Below are 22132 nucleotides of genomic sequence, written 5' to 3'. Positions count from 1 at the left end.
CGAGACCATGCCCAAACGCCAGGTTCCTCCAAAGTACCCTCTGCAGACCTTCCGACGCTGTGTGCGCCGGATCGGACTCCCTGCGCTGAAGAAACACCAGTACCCCGTCAGGCCATTAACATCGACGAACTGACCGCATCCCCCTGGATTGGTCTTCACTACAAGCACGAATTCTTGCTCCACTACAGGCACGAGCTGTTAGAGCAGCATCCGAAGGACTAGCTGGGGGCTTCGGACAAAGAGAGACTAGTAGAGTGCGTGAGACAAGCAGGGGGTAGAGGGCCGGGCATACTCGATTTCAAAGTAGCCGGATATGCCTCATAGATCATCGGAATCAGCGATTCCGGCCGCGACCAGCCCCGTCATTACTTCTTCCTGCACGCAGGCCGCTGCGTAGGCTCCCATTCATAAGGGACCGCAGAAGCTCCTGAGCGTCTTCCGGCTAGCCACGCCCCGCATTCATGCAAGGGCGGGGCTGGCGGGAGGCGCCGCAACCCATTTTGCTGTTTGAGAGGAAATAATGAACCTGCCGCCGATTACCCTGACCGGCCACGCACAGAAGGAGGCGTGGAGGAACAGGGTCCTGCCGCCCGTGGAGCGGCTCGCTACGGAGGTGTGGTCCATTCCCGTGCCGTTTCCGGATAATCCCATGCGTTACACCCTCAGTTACCTGCTCCTGGGGGACGGCGACGCGGTCCTGATCGATCCGGGCTGGGACAGCGACGTCGGCATTGAGCATTTGGCGGCCGGAGTGCGGCAGGCCGGCCTTGGCCTGCCCGACCTGACCGGCATTGTCGCCACCCACTATCACTCGGACCATCTGGGGATGGCTGCCCGCCTGCGGACGGCCACGGGCGCGTGGGTTGCCCTGGGTGACCGGGAAGTCCGCCGGCTTACCGCCGGCGAGGACCCTGATGTTGTTCTGAACAACGACCTCGAGGAGCTGACGCTCTGGGGCGTGCCGGCGGACCGGCTGCCCGAAGCGGCCCTGGACCACGCGCATTTCACCCATCTGCAGAACCTCGCCGATCCGGACCTGCGTCTCACCGACGGCAGCCTCGTGCCCGCCAAGGGTCTTGACCTGCGCGTGGTTATGACCCCCGGGCATTCACCGGGGCATATCTGCCTGGTCGATGAGCCGCACGGCCTGATCTTTAGCGGGGACCACGTCCTGCCGCGCATTTCCCCGCATATAGCGCTGGAGGTGCCGGGGCCAGAAAACCCGCTGGCAGACTACTACCATTCTCTGGACCTGATTGGGTTCGAGGACGAGATGGAGATCTGTCCGGCGCACGAGTACCGGTTCCGCGGCATGCAGCGGCGGGTCGCACAGCTGATCCACCACAATCGCGAACGCTCCGCCGAGGTCCTGCGGGTGCTGGAGGCGCATCGGCCCGAAAGTGTCTGGGACATCGCCCGGCACCTGACGTGGTCCCGCGGATGGGAGTCTCTGCAGGCCTTCTCGCTGCGCTTGGCGGTTTCCGAAACTGCCAGCCACGTCGTGTACCTGCGTTCCCAGGGACACGCCATCGACGTACCCGTCACCGAACCCCGCACAGCTATGTCCCAATGACGGCAAGCCGCCGGGCAAGCTCCCGATTGGAGCGAGCCTAGAAAGTGCTCGACCACGAAACGTAGGAGAACTTGTGAAACTTATCACACCCATGCAGGTGCGATTTTCGGACGTCGACCGCTTCGGCCACATCAACAACGCAGTCTACTTGACCTATATCGAGCTCGCACGTCTCCGGATCTTTCAGGACGAGTCGCGCGGAGCTTCGGTGGAAAGTCTCTCGGGTGAAGGGGCCGGGATCGTGATCGGCTATCAAGAGATCGCCTATCGAGCTCCGATCGGGCCGAACGTCCAGACTGTCGAGGTGGCCGCATGGGTGACACGGGTGGGGCGATCGAGCTTTGATATCGCCTACACCGTTCGTGACGGAGAAGTTGAGTGCGCGATTGCTGCAACATCTATCGTGCTAGTTGACGTTTCGACCGGCCGCCCTCGTACACTCCCGGTTCCTGCGAAGGCAGTCCTTGAACATTTCAGCGGGCCGCCCGTCAACGTACGCGGGCGGTGAGGTCGGGCCCAGCTCCTCAGTGATTCCACCCGGCGACTCATCACAGGCGCGCGCCGCAGAAGTTCTTAAGACAAAATCTAGGGCGATGCCGGATCCTCCACCGGTAAAAAGGAGAGATTTGCCTTTGAACTCAGCCCGCGAAATGGCTCACTTTTCGACCATCGCTGACACCTGAGTCATCGCGCAGAATCTGACCGCGTTCAGGGTCCGCAGTGCTGTGGTCTATCCCTGCCAGTTCAGGGCCTTAGGGTTAACCAGCGTTGTGCTTGCTGCCATCCTTCAACAGTGCGGGGATTCTGCCAGTTGCGGCATCAAGCCGGCCCAGCGCTTTGGGTGAATTCAAGCCGGTATTAACCCGAGCCCCAGCTGCCACCCAGTACCCATGCGTCCGGTGCGAGACCCTGAGCTCGTACCTCAATGGCAGTAAGCAGCTGCTCCAAGGAGAGGTTCGGTGGTGCATTGAATCCGCATCAACCGGGTCGGATGCCGACACCGGCTCGGCCCTGTCGGCGCCCCGGTTTCATCTCCGCCACGGCGATTCCGGCCGCCCTCCGGGGCGCGGATTAGCCCGGCGCCGTAGGATGAGCCCCTCGACGGCAACGACTTGTTGCCGTTCGTGCTCGAGGCCATACAATCGAGGCTCCGCCCGATGGCAGCTGCCGTGGCGGGGATCGATTCGGTTGCGATGCATGCACTGGCAGAGGTGTCGATGACTGCGTAGGTGGGGGCTCTGGCGCGTTTCCCTGCCAGGCGGGGCCGCAGTGGATGACCACGTCCGCTTCGATGAACCCATGAACCCAGAAACCTGTTCGTGCTAGTCCCCTGCCTTGCCGACCCTGATCGAGTTCCGCAGCAGCGGCCCGGCCTTGGTCGCCGACAGTCCCCGTTTGGCTGCATCGGTGGGTTTGAGAAGCCAGTCGATCGTGGCCCCCGAGGCTTCCATCAGTTGGTCGCCACAGCCGGTGTCAGCCGCCCCGCGTCCAGTTCCTCAAAGGACCTTCACAGTATCATTGTAGAAGCCTTAGAGCATTGACGTAGCGCTCGCTAAGGGCTAGTCTGGCCGTTGTAACCGCAGACCTTTTGCAGGATTATCATTCGAATGGAGAGCAATGGGGCACTCAACCAATGCAACAGTTTTAAATTCACCTCACGCAGCTACGTCAGCCGACATTGACTCGGATGTTCTGGATGCACTCGTCATCGGCGCTGGGGTTAATGGTGTGTATCAGCTCTACAAACTTCGTGAAGAAGGTCTTAATGTCCGGTCCGTGGATGCGGGCGCGGGTCCGGGGGGGACTTGGCATTTCAATCGGTATCCTGGGTCACGTTTTGATTCGGACAGCTATATCTACGGATATTTCTTCTCGAAGGAAATCTACGAGGGGTGGGAGTGGAGCGAACATTACGCTGGCTATGAGGAGATCGAGCGCTACGTTAATTACGTAGTCGATAAGACCGATCTGCGACAACTCATGACGTTCAACACCCGGGTCGAGAGTGCAACTTTTGATCAAGAAAACAATCGCTGGGAAGTTGTAACCAATACAGGTGAGACCATCCGTGCTCGGTTTGTGGTGGCCACTCTGGGACTTCTGTCGGTGCCCTTGTATCCACCGGTTCCAGGTCGCGAGAAGTTCGCCGGGGAGGCCTACCACACGGGTGAGTGGCCCGATGGCGTGGACCTGAAGAACAAGCGAGTGGCCGTCGTCGGTGTCGGCGCTAGTGGCGTGCAGGTCGTGACGGCAATTGGCAAAGCCGATGAAGTCGCCGAGATGACTGTTTTTCAGCGCACGGCTAACTGGTGTTCGCCATTGCGCAACCGGCCGATCACGCCCGAAGAACAGGCCAAGCTGAAGACGTCGATGAAGGAACTTCACCACAGTTCCAGCAATTCTTTCGCAGGCTTCCTCAGCTATGATCTGGAAGCCCTGCCTCCGTGGCAGGAGCACACTCCCGAACAGCGCCGCGCCCACTTCGAAAAGATCTGGGCGCTACAAGGGTTTGCGAAGTTTTACGCCAACTACAGCGAGTTTCGAACCTCTCCTGAACTTAACGACGAGTTTTGCGGGTTTATTGCAGATACGATTCGTGAGCGGGTCAAGGATCCAGAAACCGCGGAAACTCTGATCCCGAAGGACCATCGCTTCGGCGAGAAGCGCCCCCCTTTCGAAGATGGATATTATGAAGTTTTCAACAAGGACAATGTGGCTTTGGTTGACCTCCTGAAGACGCCCATGGTGGAGATCACCGAGCGGGGCATCAAAACCACGGAGCAAGAGTTCGAGTTCGATGTCATTATTTTCGCCACGGGCTTTGACGCCATCACAGGACCTTACAACCAGATCGATATCCGCGCCGGTGACACTACACTGAAGGAAGCGTGGGAACACGGACTGCTCACGAATCACGGAATCCAGACTCCCGGATTCCCCAACTTGCTGTTTGGATACGGGCCGCACAGCCCGGGTGGTAACGTGCCTCGCTGCGCTGAACCCCAGATCCATTTCGTGACGGAACTTTTAGTGAAGGCCCTCCGAGAGGACCATGCGCGCCTGGAAACAACAAGCGAGGCCGCCGAAGCGTGGACCCAAGAAGTGGCAGACCGCATAGCCGGTACTGTGTTTGAAAACGCTAAGGACTGGAGATCAGGTGCCAATGTCCCTGGGGCAAAGACGGTTGCCTACCGCTTCTTTGCCGGAGGCCTAGATACTTACATTGCTAAGCTGAATAAGATTCGGGAAGCAGACTACGAAGGATTCGAATTCTCCTAGCATTCAGTGCTCAACTTTGCAGGTGTCACAGCCGGCAGAGAAGCTTGGGCGCCATGCCGCTTCAGCTTTGAACCCCGCAAGGGGATGGAACGGGTGACGTCTCGTTGGTACCGATGGGCGTCACCCTCAGGATTTCAGTCCCTTCCTATTAGCCCGGAGTTTTCATGGCGGGTCCGTCGGGACGGCAAGTTAATCAGGGGGAGGGGTGCTCTGAGCTGGGAAAATAGTTGTTGTCGAGACAATTATTTGCCTGCGAAGGAGCACCCTTTCAATGCAAAAATATAGTCGCATGTTCCCGTCCCTGCCGGTCAGTTTCACCAGCCAGTTGCTGATCTCCCGCGCCGGAGCCTCGGTCCTCGCCGGCTTCATGGACCCGGGCAGTCTCTGCGAAGACAGAATCGGCCAGTTTGTTCCCTCCGGCGCGCGGCACCGGTCTGGCCGGCTGGTTGGATCCCTGGCCGCGATGCTCGCCGCCGGCGAACGCGCCTCGGATCTCGACATCCTGCGGCCCTCACCAGGGGGTCTTCGTTCAACTGCCCTCGAACGCGACCTTGTCCTGGTTCGTCGAAGGCACCGTCACCTACCCGGAACTCGTTCAGCTACGGCTTTGAAACCCGCACCCGGGCCTGGCATGCAGTAGGGAACCGGAACCGGCCCTGGCCGCCCCAGCCGCGGACCCGCTCGTCGGATAAGGAAGACGTCGCCGGAACCTACAAGGGCGGCTACGGGTTCCCCCGTTCATCGCCAGGGTCGATGACGGCACCGATAAGGGTTCTAGGGAAATGCTCGCCTGCTCGCTGCGGCCCGGCAAGCCGGACCGAACAGCGCCGAGGACCACATCTGCGTCTTCCACCGCAGCAGCCCAACTCCCCGAGAGCCTCTTCAACGACACCGGGGCCCTGGCCAGGGAGAAGATCCTGGTCCACAACGACAGCGCCGGGGCCTCACGGAGATCCCTCTGGCATCTGCACAGCTTCGGAGTGCAGTTTTCCACCAGCTAAACACTCCCGTTCGCAAAGCAACATGCGCGACTGGATTAGCGACAAGGAGTTCTGGCAGCCTGCCCCTGGACCAGCCAGGGAACGACCGGACCGATGCTTAGGTCATCAACGTCACCGACGTCATTTCCGCTCACCGATTTACCCGCCAGGCACCAAACTTTTCCTCCGCGCCGGGTCGCTGCACCCCGGCGCGCAGCCGACCCTGCTCCATGCTGATGGGCATCGGATCACTGCTCTTCTGACCACCTCGCCGCGCTGGCACGAAGCCTGCGATGCCCGGCACCGCGCCGGGGCCGATGCGAGAACCGGATCAAGACCCTGAAGAACACTGACTGGGCAAGCTGCCCTTCTTTGATTTCGCCGCCAACCAGGCCTGGGCAAACGTCGCCGCACTGGCCTCTAATCTCGTCTCCTGGATCCAACTCGCCGCACTCCTGGACGGTCACCATGCCAAAGCCCGGGACATCAAACGCTGGCACTACCGGCTCTTCACAGCCGCGTGGAAAATCACCGTTGTTCTTTGGCGAAGAACGCCGAAACTTTTTCAAGAGATCATTGTCCATTGTGTTTCGCGGGTCCCCCGGACCATCAGGCTTGCCGGCGTCGCCCGCCTCTCCTTCCCCATGCATGCAGCGAGACCCGCCGCTCAGCGCCCGGTCACGAACCTTCACGGACCCTGACTCCCGTATCATGAAGACCGCCGACGCCTCCTACCACAATTGCTGTAGCGCCGCCCAGGGCTCCGGTTGACGCAGGCCATAGGTCATCGTCTCGACCGAATTGAATAACACCGCAGTGGACATGCAGCAATTTGTCCCGAACTGGAACACACCAGGTTCCTCGCTACAACAGGAACTAAGAGAGGGGTGTCTCAGCCACGGAGCTCCCTACTACCCCGCCAAAGAGTCCGAGACCTCCGACAAACTTGGCCAGTTCGCGCGCCCTCACCGCAAACCAGAGAACCAGTACGGCAGCCGGCGACGCGCAGCAGCTCAGATCACAATACGTCAACCCACTGAGCCACCTACCGCCCACGCTCCTGGGGCGTATCTTGTAAATGGGGGACTATCTGGCGGGAATACGCTGCATCCTTTACGGTCAATCAATATGCTGTCCGGGGCGCGCTCCGAGAAGCCGTAAACATATCCCGACCGCGGCGTTTCGCGCTATTATTTAGCTAGCGCAAGACACAAACCACTAGACCTCCGAACGGGATCAAGCCATGCCTACTGTGAACGTCCCCGCGCTTCAAACAGCGGACGAGTCCGACCGTGTAGGAGTGTCTGACCAGTTGCCACTCTCACCAATTCTCGCCGCCGCCCTTACCGAACTCAAGGAGCACGGATACCACGGAACGACCGTGCGCGGGATTGCGTCGCGCGTCGGCTTAACCATGCCATCGTTGTACTACCACTATGGCAACAAGGAGGGTATACTTTTCGCCCTTCTCGAAATAGCGATGGATGATCTCCTAGCGCGCATTCAAGGCGGTCTGGAACAAGCTGGTGGCGATACCAAGGCTCGATTTTCCAAGTTTGTTTCCGCCGTCGCCTTGCATAACACTCTCCGGCATGACCTGGCGCGACTCCATGACGAATTTCGTTTTCTCGGCTCCGACTTCCGTGCACGGTACGTCGCTAAGCGCAGAATTGTTGAGGAAATCTTAGTGGAGCTATTGGAAGCCGGCGTCGCCGAGGACATCTTTGACGTCGAGGACATCCGATTCACCTCGCGGCTCATCCTCGGCATGTTGACGAGCATCCCAGACTGGTACAACGAAGACGGTCGCTTAAGCGCCGGGGAAATTGCCGAAGAGTATGCGCGAAATGCTCTTCGTTTGGTCGCGCACAACGGCGCTGGCTGACGTGGTCTCGGGCTGGGGTGCTGATCTCGGCCCGCGCACCAGTGCCTTGGGCGGGGAGGTCGCTTCGTTGGCGGCGCGGGCCGTGGTGGGTCTCATGTTCACCACGGGGACGCTCTTCACGAACACGAGGCGTTGCGGTCGAACACCGCCAACGTGCCGCGGGCCCGGCCTTCCAAAACGACTACCCATGCACTGGCCGATGGTCGAGCGGTTTTTTGCTTGGCTCACCTGCGGCAACCGCCGCCTTCCCCACCTCGGCATCAGTAGGGACAACGCCTGGCTGCAAACTGCGGATCGTGGGAGTTGACCTGTGCAGGCTCCTCCAACCCGGGCTGACCTTGCACGAGGGATGGGCACTCGGATATTCCACTGTTCAAACCCGGCCATTGATAAACCATTGTATGACGCCTAGATCTGATGCAAATGAACGCAACCGGGCGGAATGACCCCGTCGCTTTCCAGACCTGACGGTTGCCCCGCTTTCAGCTTCATCCAGGAGCCGACCCCTGAACGCCGCTGCGGGAGGGGGTTCTCGCGTTCACGGGAAGTCAGTGGGCATTCCCATACTCCCATGGCCGGTGGGGTGCAACGGCTCTTAGGAAGACCAAGATGATGTATTACAAGCATGTTGTTCACGCACTTTTATCTACAGGCACAATACCCCGTTCCTAACTGATTTCTAGGACGAATCCACATCCGGTGGAGTAGTAAGGCACAATTTCGCCCGGCCTGTCTGTGATCTACGGCTTGTCGCGCGTGTTCCCGCTACTGCTGCTGAGGGAGCTACCCCCAATTACTCCCCGATCCCGGCCGTGGATAACCGGATTGACCCCAACTGTGGACTGCTCAGTTCCCAGCCTGACGTTGCGACGGGCGCCCTTGTGGGGTCCGATGTACCAGGGGATCGTGCGGACCAGCGTGGCGGGAGCGCCGGAGGCGAGGGCGACGGCGCGGCCGCGGTTCGGTTCGGCAGGTTGGAGACGTCGAAGATGCGTTCCTTGCCCTCTTGCCGGAAGCGGCTGGAGCCTGATTCCCGGAGGAGCTGGAGATGTTTGGGTAGCTGTAGTCCCCGATGAGATCCGAAGGTGCGCGGAGGAATCGCCGCCAGATGGGCAGACCACGCCTCGGACACTGCGTTTGGGGCTCTTCTGTTGGAGAGAAAGGTCATGGAGTGAAAAGCATGGAATTCCCAGAGTTTGGTCGGGTGCAAGAGGCGAACGAGACGCGCTGAGGCATCCCCGCTCCACCGGGGAGCGCGATTGTCAACATATGCCCGCCGCCCCGACGAGTAAATGCTGCAGGCGCACTTTTGCAGAATTTCCAAAGGATTTCCTTTAATGGTTGACTGCCGTTCGCGTCTGTGGAAACATAGCGAACGCTAGAGCATCGTTGCTCAAGCGACTGAGTCGACGATGCCTCTTACAAGGACGCCTCCCGCTGGCGAATCGCCGCTCTCTAACATGCGAGAAGCCTCAAAGGAGAGACATGAACGCGTCAAACCACCGCGACTTCAGATGCTAGACGTGTCGAAGACATTCGGCAGCGCTCACGTGCTGCATGATGTCGCACTCACCGCTCTGCCGGGTGAGGTCCACGCGCTCATGGGCCAGACCGGGTCGGGCAAATCAACGCTTATCAAGGTCCTCGCGGGGTTCCACGAGGCCAACCCCCGAGCGATTTTGTTCGTTGACGGCGTGAGCGTGTGTTAGGTGAATCCAATGACGTGCACAAAGCCCTTTTCGAACTTTCATTTGACACAAAGGAGTTGCAGTGAGTTTCACTATTGGCGTTGATGTCGGAGGTACTTTTACCGATATTATGCTCAGCGATGGCCAGCAGAGCTGGCGTAGTAAAGCGTCGACGTACCCGCAGGAGTTTGGTCGAGGTGTGAAGGAAGCATGCACCCTTGTTGCGGATCAGGTCGGCCTTTCTCGGGCGGAGATGCTTTCGCGAGTGGACCGTTTCGGGTTAGGTACGACAGCGGTTACCAATGTCATCACCGTGCAGAAGGGCCGCAAAGTGGGGCTCTTGACAACGGCAGGGTTCGAGGACGTGCTTTCGATGGCCAGGGGCCGACGCGCGTCAGTGGATGGGTGGCTGGAGGTGCCGTGGCAACCTGTCGAGAGGCATTGCACGTTGGGAGTGAGCGAACGAATCGGGCAGGGCGGAGTCGTGGTTGAGCCTCTTAATGAGGCACAGGCTATCGAAGCAATTGACGATCTCGTAAATGTTCAAGCGGTGGAGGCCATTGCGATCTCGTTGCTTTGGTCGTTTGCTAACCCTGTGCATGAGGACCGACTGGCAGCCCTCGTGCGCGAGAGGCACCCGAATATCCCGGTTTTTTCTGGTTCTGGTTTGCACCCGACGATTCGAGAGTATGAACGCACAATGGTCGCCGTTCTCAATGCTTATTGTGGGCATGCGCTGGATGGGATCTCGGATCTAGCGGAGGATCTCGAAGACGAGGGTCTGGCTGTTCCGATGATGTTGTTGCAAGCCAATGGTGGCTTGACGACGCTGGATGAGGTACGCCGGTCACCGTTCAGTCTGAATGCGTCAGGGCCGGCTGCTGGGGTGATGTGGGCTGCTGAGATCGCTTCTAAGTCTGAGTTTGGCAATGTTATCTGTGGTGACACCGGTGGTACTAGTTTCGATGTGGCGCTCATTCGAGAGGGGCGGCCAGAGCGTACGCAACGCAAGTCCCTGCACGGTGCAATTGTGGCGCAATCAACTGTGGACATCGAGTCGATCGGCGCTGGCGGGGGTTCCATCGCCTGGGTTGATGAAAGAGGGCTGCTTCGCGTTGGTCCTGAATCGGCGCGTGCTTACCCTGGGCCTGCTTGCTATGGGCGGGGCGGGGTTGCGCCGACGATCACCGATGCAATGTTGGTATTGGGATATATTGATCCACTGAAGTTTTTGGGTGGTGCGATGCCACTCGACGTCAATGCTGCGCTTCGGGCTTGTGGTTCCCTGGGGGAGCAGCTTGGCCTTGATGCAGAACAGGTTGCGTTGGGGATTCACTCTATCGCCGTCCAGCAGATGGGAACGGCAGCGCGCCTTCTGGCAACGTCATCGGGCCTGGATCCGTCGAGCGTCGTGTTCCTCGGATATGGCGGAGCAGGGCCGCTTTTTGCCGGTGAACTCGCCGCGATAGCTGGTCTACCTACGGTTTTGGTGCCGCTTGCAGCGTCTGTGCTGTCGGCCGGTGGTGCTGCGTCGGTTGACGTTCGAAGCGAGCGCATCCTGTCTGTGAACGAATCGGTCGATAAGGTCCAAGTCGAAACCCTCATGGCTCAGCTGAAGTCGCTCGGGGTTGAAGTTGACGGCGACGTGGCACGCACCAACGTGCCCGAACATAACCGATCCGTGATGTACGAGGCCGATATGAGGTTCCAGCGCCAAGCGTTCGAGCTTACTATTCCCATCGATGTGGATGCTCTTGACTTTGAGACCCTCAAAGAAACGTTCATCGCGCAGTATTCTCAGCGATATGGAAGGAGTGCGGTCGCTCTTGGAACTCCGGTGGAGGTGGCCTCGGTTAGAGCCGTCGGTTTTGGAGAGATACCGAGTGCGGCGGTTCTTGAAGACAAAAACTACGGCGCGAGCTCAGAACCGCCTGTGAACAGTTTCAGGATGGTCCTTCTCGAGGGGACCGAACGCACAAAGGTCAAGACCTATCAAGCCGAGGATTTACTCCCACAGCACAGCTTCCTCGGGCCCGCCCTCGTCGATCAGGGCGATACCACGATTGTGGTACCGGAAGGTTATCGAGCGACGCGTGACTCACGTCATTCACTACTTATGGAGGCAATCTCATGACTCTCATCGACGCAACCACTGCAACAGTCGCCGACTCGATGAACATCATTGAAGTCGAAGTCCTGCGTCATCGGCTTCAGGCTCTAGTGGATGAGGCTGCTCTCATCATCCAACGCACCGCAGTCAGCCCCATCATCGTTGAGAGCGGCGACTACAGCTGCGCCATGCTCGACGCACGGGGAAACCTCATCGTGGGCGGTGGGCAGATCACCATGCAATTCAACGAGGCAACTAACGCAGTTCGCGGCATATTGAAGGTTCGGAGCGATATCTCTGAGGGAGACGTATTCCTGGCGAATGACCCCCACGGCGCTGGCGGTCTGCAGCCACAGGACGTCATCGTGCTCCGACCCGTCTTCGTCGAAGGTGAGCTTTCGGCCTGGCTGGCCAACGATGCTCACCTGATGGACATGGGCGGAATGGTCCCCGGCTCGCTTTCACCAGATGCCACCGAGTGCTATCAAGAAGCGCTCCGATTCCCGCCCGTGCATTTGGTGCGCGCCGGCGTTGAGCAAGTGGACGTATGGTCGATCTTTATGAACAACGTGCGCATGGCAAAACTGGTCGAAATGGATCTTCGCGCACTGGTTTCCGGAGTGAACGTGGGCAGCGAGCGTCTGAAAGAGCTTATCGAGTCCACGGGCCTCCAGCGGTTTCTCTACGGCATAGCAGAACTGAACAGGCGGACCGAACTCGCCGTACGCGGACGCATCGCAGAACTGGCCGAGGGGACGTATTCCAACACGACGTGGTCTGAGTGGAACGGTTCGTTCCACCGAATCCCATGCTCCCTCCGCGTTGAGGATGCATTGCTGACTTTCGACTTCACCGGGGCCGCACCACAGGTGAAAAGTTTTCTCAATTCCAAGCAGCACGTGGTTAAGAGCATGATCAGCATGTATCTCGGCAACTACTTGCTCGGAGACCTGCCACATAATCAGGGTTACCTAGACTCCTTCGAGGTTATCTGCTCGGAGGGTTCTATCCTCGACAGTCGACCGCCCGCACCGACTGCCGCGAACCATCTCCTCTCCGCCATGGATGCCGTTGAGGCTGCCCTCCGGTGCCTACTCGCCGCTGCGGTGGCGTCGCCGGGAAGTTACGTGAGCAAATTCCTCTCCGTAGTACCACCCCATTCCGAACAGGCGCTGACCATGTTTAGTGGAGAGAACCGCGCCGGAGAGTTCTTCGTGTGGCTGGCAGGGGACACTCTCCTCAGAGGCTCCGGCGCCACGCCCGATCGGGATGGAATGGACTACTACTGGGAAACGGTAGGCAAGCAGACCCTCTGGGAGCAAGCCGATGTGGAGAGTACAGAGGCGTGGTACCCCGTCCGTTACCACCACCGCCGCCGCGATGTGCGTTTCGCGCACGGAGCTCAGCGCGGTGGCATCGGTGGACAGGCAACGTGGGAACCGATCGGGTCCACCTCTCTGTTCGGAACTTCCGTGGGACAGCACGATCTCCTTCCGTGCGACGGTTCAGCCGGCGGATTGGAAGGTCCCCGTACACGAATCGCTGTCGGTCATCATGACGGCACGGAGACTGAGCTCAAACACACTGCCCAGCAATTTGAGGTCAAACCGGGCGAGGAGTTCCGTTCCTGGGGAGGGAGCGGTGCGGCCTGGGGCGACCCCCTTGACCGGAGCGTTGAACTGGTCGAAGAAGACGTCCGTCAGGGACTGCTCACCGAATCAGAAGCCCGTGAGATTTACGGCGTAGCCGTCGGGGATCTCGAGACGACGATGTCGACTCGGACGCAAATCGGTGCTGAGCGTCTTCGGCGGGCGTCACTACCTACAGACGAACCAGTGGCTCTCGATGCCTCCATGGATCTTGACGTCCCGGGGCTCCCTATCGCACCTGGCGTCGAACAAAGGGGAATGTTCGCTGTGGCAATCGACACGGGAGCAGTGCTCGCAAAGGCACCACAGCACTGGACCGCTGGTTGCCCCGTCATCCTTGAATCCGCCGGCGACTCTGTCCAGCGGCGAGGATATCTGGATCCCAAATCTGGACGCCTACTTCACTCCGAAGTAATTCCTATGGGAGAACCTCGCACCTTCGCATCATTGCCTGACCGATGGGTCACTGCGGGGATGTGAGGACGGCTCCAGCTGCGCCGTAGTTCCGGCAGGGAATGCCTCCATACCGCTGCCGACACCCTTCACCTGGGTGCCGGCAGCGGTTTTGGTTGCTCGAATCGACGCTGCGCCAGGAAATACCTCCGGGAAGGGCGATTCATTGCCTCATTTGAAAAGCTAGTTTGCGGTCGATCGGCGCCGCGCTCATGCGCGCCAGCAAATCAGCCTGTCCGTCGCTGATCGCGAGCTCTTTCTCCCGGCGCAGCATCGGCACAAGGACCGGAAGCATCGGGCCAGCAGCCTGCTTTCAGGGGCGCGCAGCACGCCCAGCACCTGACCAACGGGGGCAGGAGATCAGCTCCGTATTCCGGATGTGGCCCGGCCTGCGCCGGACAACTTTCAGGACCAAGGCGCCCCGCAGAATCGCCCGGACGTAACCGCGTTGGCACCCGGTCAGGTCCACTAGCTCATTCAAGATCCGGGACTTCACTGCCCGATCCGAGGTCTTGTAAGACGAGGCCTTCTTATCGTCCCAGCCTTCCAGTGCATCACCGTTAGCCCAATGAAAACGTGCAGAGCCCCCTTCCGTTGCCGCTGCAGAGAACCACGCCCCTAAGAGGAGGGCTCAACTGAGGCAACTAATTGGTCTACTCGGGTTTCACAAGACAAGGCAGGAAGTTGACTTATTTCATAGCGCTCGATAGCCTTCAGTCGCTACGTCGTAGTGTGTCTCACCACACACCCGGCAGGCCTCCCTGTTGCTAGCAGGGCTGAGGGACGTTGGAAATCAATTGGAGATCACATGAGAACGATCGATCGTGAGGCTGTCGGGGCGGGCATTTCGGACCTGGAGATGTTGTGGCAACCCATCATGATCGGCGGGCTGGAGATTAAGAACCGGGTGCTGTTGCCGGCTCATGGAACGTCTTACACCCGCGACAGTGGCGGGGGCCTCATTTCAGAAAGATATGCACGGTACCTCGAGCGCAGGGCGGAAGGCGGAGCCGGACTTCTTGTGACCATGGCGGCCGCGGTAGATCCGCGATCGGCGGGGCCCTCAGGGATTCACCTCTTCGATGAGCGTAATATCCCGCTTGCTCGTGACCTTACGCGGCGTGTTCAGAAACATGGCGCGAGGATTTTTACTCAGCTCTACCACGGCGGTTACCACGCTGATAACTCCATTGACCTCAACTGGAGCACCCCTGTGTCCGCATCGGCGCTCGTGTCGCCGACTCTTGGTCGGACAGCCCACGCTCTGACCGAGGCGGAGATCGCCGAGATCGTCGAACTCTACGGGCGTGCAGCAGCCAACGCGAAAAGCGGGGGATTCGATGGAGTAGAGCTCAGTGCCGGCCACGGATACCTCGTTTGCCAGTTCTTGTCCCCGTTGACCAATCGGCGTGAGGATCGGTACGGGGGCTCAGTGGAAAACCGCGCTCGGTTTGCTATCGAAATCGCACAGTCCGTCAGACGGCATGCTGGTCGTGACTTTGCCCTGGGTATCCGTCTGTCATATGACGAATATCTGGGGGAGGCCGGCCTCACTCCCGATGTCTCTGATGAGCTCCTGCGGGAAATCAGTGGGAGCGAGCTCTTCGATTACGTCAGTGTGAGTGGCGGTAACTACCACACGATGCACCATATGATTCCGCCGTCCTCGAGTGGGCTCGTGGCCAACCGGATTGACAATTCCGCGCGCGCGAAGGCGATCGTCGGAGACTCAATCCCAGTGCTGGTCGCCGGCGCAATCCGTACTGTTGAGGTGGCAGCAGCGGTGCTGGCCAGCGGCTCTGCAGACATGGTCGCCATGGCGCGGGCTCATATCGCTGACCCCGATCTGGTCAAAAAAGCACAGGAGGGCCGTGCGGCTGAAATCAGACACTGCATTGGATCCAACACGTGCTGGAAGCGTGCGTCGACCGATAAGTACCTCGCTTGTTCGGTCAATCCCCACGTGGGCCGTGAAGGCGAGTGGCCTGATGGGCAGGCGGCTTCCTCACGTTTCGTTGTAATCGTCGGCGGGGGACCGGCTGGCTTGAAAGCAGCGGTTATCGCGGCTGAGCGAGGCCACAGAGTAACCCTGCTGGAACGACAGGGAGAGCTCGGCGGGCAATTCCGCCACATGCGTGTACTGCCAGGGCGCGCACAATGGGCGACCCTGACAGATGACCTGACGGCTGCCGCGTACCGACTCGGGGTCGACGTGCGGCTGGGCGTAGATGCCACTCCAGAGCTTATTTCGGACCTGAAACCAGATCACGTCATCGTCGCAACCGGTGCCCGTTTTGATCATTCCGGCTATTCAAGCCTTCTGCCATTCCAGCTCTCCGGCATTGGCGGCGCATCCGACAATACCGTTCTGGATCCGATATCAGTGCTGGAAAACCCTGCACTCGTCGGGAAGCGCGTCGTGGTGATGGAAGACAGAGGCGACTACACAGCGCTTGGAATCGCCACCCTCCTAGCAGAACGCGGCCACCAGGTGGAGTTGGTCACACCACGAAGTCACATCGGAGCCAATCTCTACGCATCAGTGGAGGCACCTTGGGTGGTCTCGCGCGCCGCACAAGCCGGTGTTCGTGTTACAGCGTCGTCCTACCTATCAGAAGTCTCCCCCGGATCGGTCACCATCAACTCCGTCTACGGCGGTGAAAGCCGGAAAGCCGAAGTCGATTCCGTCGTACTGGCCCTGATGCGGCAACAAAACGATGAACTGACCCGGGCACTCGCCCAAACCGGCATCCCCACCCAAGCCATCGGCGACTGCGACGCTCCCGGCGACGTTGACGAGGCCGTATTCGCTGCAGAAAAAGCAGCGCGCCTCATCAAATGACCCACCCTGCGGAACACGAACCAAACAACTGGACCAGCCTCCTGCCCGTATTCACGTGTAGGAGCTAGGAACTAAACAGTCCGATTAGATCGGGGAGAAGTCCAGAATCTGCTGATTGAGTAATCAAGGGAGAAAGTCGAACATGGGCCAGGAATTCAACGGAAAAACCCTCCTTGTAACCGGGGGAGGATCGGGCATCGGTGAAGCCGTTGTCCTGAAGATGGCGGCAGAAGGGGCCTCAATCCTTGTCGTCGATCTGAACGAAGAGGCCGCATCCTCAGTCTCTACCGCAGCTTCAAGCCTTGGGGGCAGAGCCATCGCTTTTCGGGCCGATGTGGCCAATCCGGAAGACATGAAGAGAGCCGTCGAGACCGCATCATCAGAATTTGGTGGCCTCCACCTGGCGTTTAATAATGCCGGCATCGGTGGACCACTCAGTCTCCTCGCTGATACTGATGTCAACGACTACACGCGTGTAATGGAAGTCAACTTACATGCGGCGTTCTACGCCATGCGTTATGAGATTCCAGCGATAATCGCTGCGGGGGGCGGTTCGATTGTCAATACGTCTTCAGTTTTGGGCTTGGTCGGCGATCCTTTGGCAGCACCTTACGTCGCTGCAAAGCATGGATTGACGGGTCTAACCAAGGCTGCTGCGCTGGGGTACGCGGATCAGGGCGTGCGGGTAAATTCGATTCATCCCGGCTACATCGACACTCCGCTACTGGAGAAACTGCCTGAAAAAAGCTACTCGAACATTGTCGCCAAACATCCCATAGGCCGACTCGGAACAGCTGCTGAAATCGCTGAGATGGCTTTGTTCCTATTCTCCGATAAGGCCTCCTTCATAACGGGATCGCAGTTTACAATTGACGGCGGCTATACCGCTCGATAACTCAAAGTCCCGTTCAATGAAAGACCTTTCGTGGCTTGCTTATTTGAAGTAGTGTAGGCCCCGCAGGAACCGACGCGTGGAGGGTGGTGGGTGTCCGCTTTGTCCGCTGGGGTTACCTCCTGACCCCTGAAGATACCGGGACCGCCCTGACCGAGACTTGGGAATTCCTGCCGGGCGGGATCGCCGTGTTTGAGGAGAAGTACTCCTGTAAGTCTTGCTCGCCATGAGCATGGATGTGCACGGAGGAATGGTCGAGGAGTTGTTCCGTAACGAGACTCACGGTCGCTTCCGTGCCGGTTAGAACGGTGGGCGAGGTAGTGGCGAGGGGCCCTTCAAGAAGTTCTGCGCTTCCTTCGGGAAGGTGGAAACAACCAGCATGGGCATTTCCCTGCGACTGCGCCTCGGAAAGCCTCTCACGCGTGGGCGTAGTCAAGGGCACGCTGGCAGGGGCTAATTGAATCTCTAATTTTTCCGAAAGGGCTAGTCGAACGGTAATGCTTTGTAGGCGGTGTTTTTGTTTATGTTCCAGCCGGCGACGATGCCTGAGCCGATCATTTGGTCGCTAAGGCGGGCGAGGCGGTAAGCAGGGTCGGTGTCGAGGGCGAGCTGGAGAAACTGGTGGGCTTTGCTGCCTCTACCTTCCCACCAGTTGATGTACCCAATGGTTGTGAGGACTGGTGCTGCGTGTTCGGCGCTGGTGCGGGTGTAGGCGTGCAGCAGCAACTGTTGCGCCCACTCGATGCGTGACCACTTCGGTGCGGCTTCTGTTTGGGCGAACAGGATCTGCTGCATGGGTTCGTCCACCCCTGGGATGTCTGCGATGAGCCGGTCGCGGATCGCGGGGAATTGCAGGTTGGCGACGAGGGCGTGGCAGTCGTCGTCGCTGGGGAAGGTTTTGGAGTCGAGCATGTCTGCCCAGAGCTTCCGGCCTTGCTGGAGCGCGGTGTCGGTTGGTTGGGAGGCGATGGTTTCCATGTGGTGTTCGACGGCGGCCGCTTTGGCTTCTCCCTGGCTGGTCCTAGGGAGGGTAATGTGGTCGGTGGATTCAACGAAGCTGCCACGGTAGATAAATTCGGCGTTGATCGCGCTGGTCTGGGTGGAACTGACGGGCAGCGCGAGGCTGGTGCCGGGGTCGCCGTCGTAGGGGGAGAACGTTTCGTCACCGACGAAAAGCCCGTCCCGGATGGTGATGCCCTGTTCAGCGAGGACCCCGGTGAGCGCTGCAATGGTGCCGGCCCGGGGTCTGGCCTGGCCGTGCTGGGCTGTTTCGCTGGTGTAGACGGCGAAGAGGATTGATGTGGCGGTCGTGTCGCTGGTGAGGTAATGGGCGACGGTGCGTGCGTAGGGAAGTTCCTGGCCTGGTTGACGGGGGAGATCGATGCGCAGGGTTGCGCCGATGCTGTTCTCGTTCAGGGTGATGCAGACCAGGCTTTCCTGTGGCCAGAAGCCCAGGGTGTGCCCGATAAAGCTGAGTACATCTGATGGTGTTTTGATCGTGAGCTTTTCCATGACCAGTGGTTTCCCTTCACCCTTTGTTTTGCTGTGTTTTCTGCGGTTGTTCGTTGTGGGCGTCGTTCTGGTAGGGGACCACCCGCTGGGCTGAGGGGCCGGAGTGCAACTTGGGGGACCGGCGCCGGGGCGAAAACTTCATGTGGCGGTTAGTGCTGCACCGGTCTGATGAAGAAGTTTTCGGTTCGGGGTCGGCGCGGTAGCGCCCTGGTTGCGCGGAGGACCCGTCCAGCGATCATGGGGCATATCAGAATGACAAGCAGCGGTGATGCTTTTACTTGTTCATCGAAGTCAACGCATCAAGCCGCATGACTTCCGGCGAATACCCTGCCTTCGTCCTGTGGCCGGGCATTGTTTAGCCATCGTGTGTGGCAGCTGTGATGACTAAAGGGAATGAAGGCCTGAGTGCAATCCAAGAATCGCCCTCTGCACCGGTCACGCGATACGTTTTGCTGAACCTGCCCGGTGTCGGCACAGAGACACTCGTAGGCGAGACCCGGCGTTCTCAGCAGAGCGTCCTGGAACGCGCCGGCAGCCACATTCCATTGCCGGTAATCTGACCCAACTGCGAGAAGCGCTCGGTTCTGCAGGGCACTCCCCGGTTGTCGCGATTACCCTAAATGTGATCTGATCTGGTACTGGTCCGGTACCATTGGTGGATGGCTATGAATCTGCGTGTCCCGGAAGATCTTGATCGTCGTCTGGACCAACTTGCCGCCGAGGAACACACCTCGAAGTCGGCTTTGTTGCTGCAGGGTGCGGAGTTGGTGCTCGAGCGTCACCGGCGCACTCGTGAGATCGGTGAGGGCCTGGATTTCGTGATGAGCCATGACGCCGAGCTTTTGACGCGCCTTGAGGATGCGTGAGCGAGTACTTCGAGATTGAAGACGCGCTGCAGGTCGTTGACCGGTTCGGGTTCCATATCCGGGATATCGGTCTGCTGGCCTCGGCTCTGGCCCGGCCGGCAACGACAGTCATGGGTGTGGAAGCTTATCCGCAGTTGGCGATGAAGGCGGCGGCCTTGATGGAGTCAGTGGCGCGCTTCCACCCGCTGATCGACGGCAACAAACGCACAGCGTGGACACTGATGGTTTTGATGCTCTGGGTCAACGGTTACCGGCATGACTTCAGCACTGATGCGGCATTTGATCTCGTGATCGGGGTGGCCGCCGGTGATGTCTCACTTGAAGTCAGCGCCGGGCAGATTGGCAAGCATCTCATCAGGCGCTAACTAACGGGTTCGGGAGCTTGCCGGCTGGACGGTTTCCTCACGCGTCGTCCTTGAAAGCGGTGCAGGCCGGTTCAAGGGATGGCCCAAAGGAGGTGGCAGCGACCATGAAGCTCCTGGAAGCTGGCCAGCAGGCGAACGTAGGTCTGGTGCTTTTGTGGCGGTTCGTGGTTGCCGGATGTTGAAGCCGCGGCCGTTCTTCCAGCTGGGCAAAACCTATCAGGACCAAGAGAACCGCATCCTGCCGCTTGGGGGTGCCATCGTTGGTCCGAAGACTCTAAGGTGACGGAAATGGTGTGTGGACAATGTCCACAGATTCGGCTTCGGACCGCGTCGTACAGCCCTCGAACCGTCGTGGATTCAGCGTTTTTTCGCGGGTTCCCAGGGTTTGCAAGACCCGGAAGACAGTTCGAGTCCCACCTCGGGCACAAGAGATCCCCTCGTCAGAGGGGATTTTGCTTTAACGTGTGTACAAAGATTGTGGTGGCGTCCCTCTGACGCTAGGTTCGCGGGCTGTGGCCTGGCCGCTGCGGGGGCCTATTCAGGTGTGTGGGTGGCGGGTTCAGGGCCCTGGCTAGTGGGTCCTCCGCCTGCTGTGGGCTGGGATTATGTGGTTCCTCGTTTCGGTTCTAGGGGTTGGTCGGGGTGCCCAACACTCATTCATGGTTCGGGGTTGCGGGGACAACATGACGTCGCCGACTGTGGCGGGAAATTCTTCTTGGAGGGTTCCTCTTAGACGTCAGGGGAGTCGTATGTGCGCGTTTTGTCCTATCAAAGTGTGTGTGGACACTGTCCACATTTACGTCTGCTTTATTGAGTCCTTCTTGTGGCGTAGGAGTGCGGGGGAGCGGCGGGGACTGAAGGTGTGTGGGACCGTAGACCACCTGTCGACCCAGGGTCCCGCAGTTAAGAGGCGTGTCAGGCTAAGCGTGTGTACAAACTTCCGGTGAAGTGTGGACGCAGTCATGACTTCACTTCAATCCGCATCCCGGCATGGACTGGAGCGGTAATCCTTTCACGGTGTAATCCGGTCCGCACAGCGTCGGATTCGCGGGACCCGGGGGAGTTCCATCCTTAAGACCGGCCGGGCGGTCGGCCGGGACAGGATCGTGACCATTTTTCGAATGCCAAGCACTTAATGAGGCGTGGAGCAGGGCAGTTCGCAAGCCGGAGCGGGCAGCACAGCCGTGAGTCGAGGAGAGTCGAGCAGGGAGCCGGGCCTTCACCCGGTACAAGGCAGCCTGATGGCAGCGGACGTGGTTGGACTATACGGTCGGCCTGGCAGCAAAGGACGGCCTCGGGCAACCATCAGTCAGGGGGATCTAAGACTCTTCACAGAGGGAGTGTATAAACGCCTTTGGACCCTATTCTGACGTTATTTGCGTGAAAGCCTGACGGTAGGTTTGGGCGTGCCATAACCGGTCAGGCGTCCACGGGCGACTTCCTGAGCGGGGGCTGAGCGGGTTCTAGCTCCTATGATCTGTGATGGCTATTTCTGCGACACGGAGGGCTTCTAGCGCGGCGGCTGGAGCACCACAATATGTCAAGGTCTGTAGCAGGACCTCCTGAATCTCCTTTATTGACCCCCTTGTTGAGGGCCCCATGGACGTGCCCTTCCAGTTCGTGCGAACGGTTAAGGGCTGTCAGCATGGCGAGATTGAGCATGCTCCTCGCCTTCAAATCGAGCCTTGGCCTGCACCAGATCTGACCCCATGCATACTCTGTAGCAAACTCTTGGACTGGACGGCGGAAAACGATTGCCAGTTCAAGCGCCCTGTCGACCTTCCTTTGTCTCATCACCCTTTCCGGATGCAAGCCCTCAAAGTGCTTTGCTGTCTTTGGCTCTCCAAGGCTCAAAAGTCTTCCTCTTCCTATCAACTCGTCGGCTCGACTGACCTTTCGCGTCGAATGCAATTGGGGAACGGATTAGCAGGCTGCCTAAGGGATGAATTCATAGCAATTACACACAGCCTGGGTGCGGGCGCCTCTGGCGACCAGTGCGTGCCAACCAGAGATCCGTGAGCTATCGGCTTCTTAGCTG

Annotated in this window: 14 protein-coding genes and 1 pseudogene; 12 read left to right on the top strand and 3 right to left on the bottom strand. The window is 59.2% G+C overall.

Translation table 11 applies throughout. From position 1 onward, the window contains the following. Window positions 1-520: 520 nt before the first annotated feature. Together AU175_RS02110 and AU175_RS02105 are read left to right on the top strand one after the other, a co-directional pair. Entirely contained in the window at window positions 521-1573 is a 1053-nt protein-coding gene (locus AU175_RS02110) for an MBL fold metallo-hydrolase (RefSeq protein ID WP_231938434.1), read from the top strand. A 73-nt stretch (window positions 1574-1646) separates the two neighbouring features. Further along, window positions 1647-2081: an acyl-CoA thioesterase gene (locus AU175_RS02105; protein WP_082978973.1), complete on the top strand. Its 435-nt coding sequence runs from the start codon at window positions 1647-1649 to the stop codon at window positions 2079-2081. Window positions 2082-2895: 814 nt separating this feature from the next. Here AU175_RS02105 and AU175_RS22535 read toward each other — a convergent pair. Next, window positions 2896-3024: a hypothetical protein gene (locus AU175_RS22535; RefSeq protein WP_269449470.1), complete on the bottom strand. Its 129-nt coding sequence runs from the start codon at window positions 3022-3024 to the stop codon at window positions 2896-2898. A gap of 166 nt (window positions 3025-3190) precedes the next feature. On the opposite strand from AU175_RS22535, the gene AU175_RS02100 reads away from it, so the two are divergent. The 8 genes and pseudogenes from AU175_RS02100 (at window position 3191) to AU175_RS02060 (ending at window position 17354) form a co-directional block, all read left to right on the top strand. Continuing rightward, window positions 3191-4852 carry a flavin-containing monooxygenase gene (locus tag AU175_RS02100; protein WP_066285448.1) on the top strand — a complete coding sequence of 554 codons (1662 nt, stop codon included), beginning with the start codon at window positions 3191-3193 and terminating at the stop codon, window positions 4850-4852. A gap of 271 nt (window positions 4853-5123) precedes the next feature. Next, window positions 5124-6533, top strand: a pseudogene (locus tag AU175_RS22700) (transposase). Window positions 6534-7132: 599 nt separating this feature from the next. Then, entirely contained in the window at window positions 7133-7717 is a 585-nt protein-coding gene (locus AU175_RS02085; protein ID WP_066290385.1) for a TetR/AcrR family transcriptional regulator, read from the top strand. A gap of 1523 nt (window positions 7718-9240) precedes the next feature. Continuing rightward, on the top strand, window positions 9241-9426 hold the full coding sequence (locus AU175_RS22190) for an ATP-binding cassette domain-containing protein (protein WP_231938432.1): 186 nt from the start codon (window positions 9241-9243) through the stop codon (window positions 9424-9426). A 61-nt stretch (window positions 9427-9487) separates the two neighbouring features. Further along, a complete protein-coding gene (locus AU175_RS02075; RefSeq protein WP_066285440.1) occupies window positions 9488-11539 on the top strand; it encodes a hydantoinase/oxoprolinase family protein in 2052 nt (683 codons plus the stop codon). Further along, window positions 11536-13644, top strand: a complete 2109-nt coding sequence (locus AU175_RS02070) for a hydantoinase B/oxoprolinase family protein (protein ID WP_066285438.1) — start codon at window positions 11536-11538, stop codon at window positions 13642-13644. The genes AU175_RS02075 and AU175_RS02070 overlap by 4 nt, the downstream gene beginning before the upstream one ends. 781 nt (window positions 13645-14425) lie before the next feature. Beyond that, window positions 14426-16459 carry an oxidoreductase gene (locus tag AU175_RS02065; protein ID WP_066285436.1) on the top strand — a complete coding sequence of 678 codons (2034 nt, stop codon included), beginning with the start codon at window positions 14426-14428 and terminating at the stop codon, window positions 16457-16459. A 142-nt stretch (window positions 16460-16601) separates the two neighbouring features. Then, window positions 16602-17354: an SDR family NAD(P)-dependent oxidoreductase gene (locus AU175_RS02060; protein WP_066285435.1), complete on the top strand. Its 753-nt coding sequence runs from the start codon at window positions 16602-16604 to the stop codon at window positions 17352-17354. A gap of 480 nt (window positions 17355-17834) precedes the next feature. Here AU175_RS02060 and AU175_RS02055 read toward each other — a convergent pair whose 3' ends face one another. Further along, window positions 17835-18863 (bottom strand): DUF4192 domain-containing protein, encoded by a 1029-nt coding sequence (locus tag AU175_RS02055; RefSeq protein ID WP_066285432.1) that lies wholly within the window; start codon window positions 18861-18863, stop codon window positions 17835-17837. A gap of 659 nt (window positions 18864-19522) precedes the next feature. Here AU175_RS02055 and AU175_RS02050 point away from each other — a divergent pair. Continuing rightward, window positions 19523-19729: a ribbon-helix-helix protein, CopG family gene (locus AU175_RS02050; protein ID WP_231938431.1), complete on the top strand. Its 207-nt coding sequence runs from the start codon at window positions 19523-19525 to the stop codon at window positions 19727-19729. Beyond that, complete coding sequence (locus AU175_RS02045; RefSeq protein ID WP_066285427.1) at window positions 19726-20094, top strand: type II toxin-antitoxin system death-on-curing family toxin; 369 nt, start codon at window positions 19726-19728, stop codon at window positions 20092-20094. The genes AU175_RS02050 and AU175_RS02045 overlap by 4 nt, the downstream gene beginning before the upstream one ends. A 1470-nt stretch (window positions 20095-21564) precedes the next feature. On the opposite strand, the gene AU175_RS22695 is transcribed toward AU175_RS02045, so the two are convergent. Beyond that, window positions 21565-21888: a carboxymuconolactone decarboxylase family protein gene (locus tag AU175_RS22695; protein ID WP_442855302.1), complete on the bottom strand. Its 324-nt coding sequence runs from the start codon at window positions 21886-21888 to the stop codon at window positions 21565-21567. Window positions 21889-22132 lie beyond the last annotated feature (244 nt).

It is taken from the genome of Arthrobacter sp. B6 (assembly GCF_001663775.1).
In the GTDB taxonomy this organism is placed as follows: domain Bacteria; phylum Actinomycetota; class Actinomycetes; order Actinomycetales; family Micrococcaceae; genus Arthrobacter.
The sequence above is the reverse complement of the archived record's forward strand: the minus strand, read 5'-3'. Positions and strand labels throughout refer to the sequence as shown.

Bases quoted from the DNA above. Each gene is read 5' to 3' on its own strand.
- AU175_RS02110 (WP_231938434.1), top strand. From the start codon at position 521: ATGAACCTGCCGCCGATTACCCTGACCGGCCACGCACAGAAGGAGGCG.
- AU175_RS22535 (WP_269449470.1), bottom strand. From the start codon at position 3,024: ATGGAAGCCTCGGGGGCCACGATCGACTGGCTTCTCAAACCCACCGAT.
- AU175_RS02100 (WP_066285448.1), top strand. From the start codon at position 3,191: ATGGGGCACTCAACCAATGCAACAGTTTTAAATTCACCTCACGCAGCT.
- AU175_RS02070 (WP_066285438.1), top strand. From the start codon at position 11,536: ATGACTCTCATCGACGCAACCACTGCAACAGTCGCCGACTCGATGAAC.
- AU175_RS02065 (WP_066285436.1), top strand. From the start codon at position 14,426: ATGAGAACGATCGATCGTGAGGCTGTCGGGGCGGGCATTTCGGACCTG.
- AU175_RS02060 (WP_066285435.1), top strand. From the start codon at position 16,602: ATGGGCCAGGAATTCAACGGAAAAACCCTCCTTGTAACCGGGGGAGGA.
- AU175_RS02055 (WP_066285432.1), bottom strand. From the start codon at position 18,863: ATGGAAAAGCTCACGATCAAAACACCATCAGATGTACTCAGCTTTATC.
- AU175_RS02050 (WP_231938431.1), top strand. From the start codon at position 19,523: ATGGCTATGAATCTGCGTGTCCCGGAAGATCTTGATCGTCGTCTGGAC.
- AU175_RS22695 (WP_442855302.1), bottom strand. From the start codon at position 21,888: ATGAGACAAAGGAAGGTCGACAGGGCGCTTGAACTGGCAATCGTTTTC.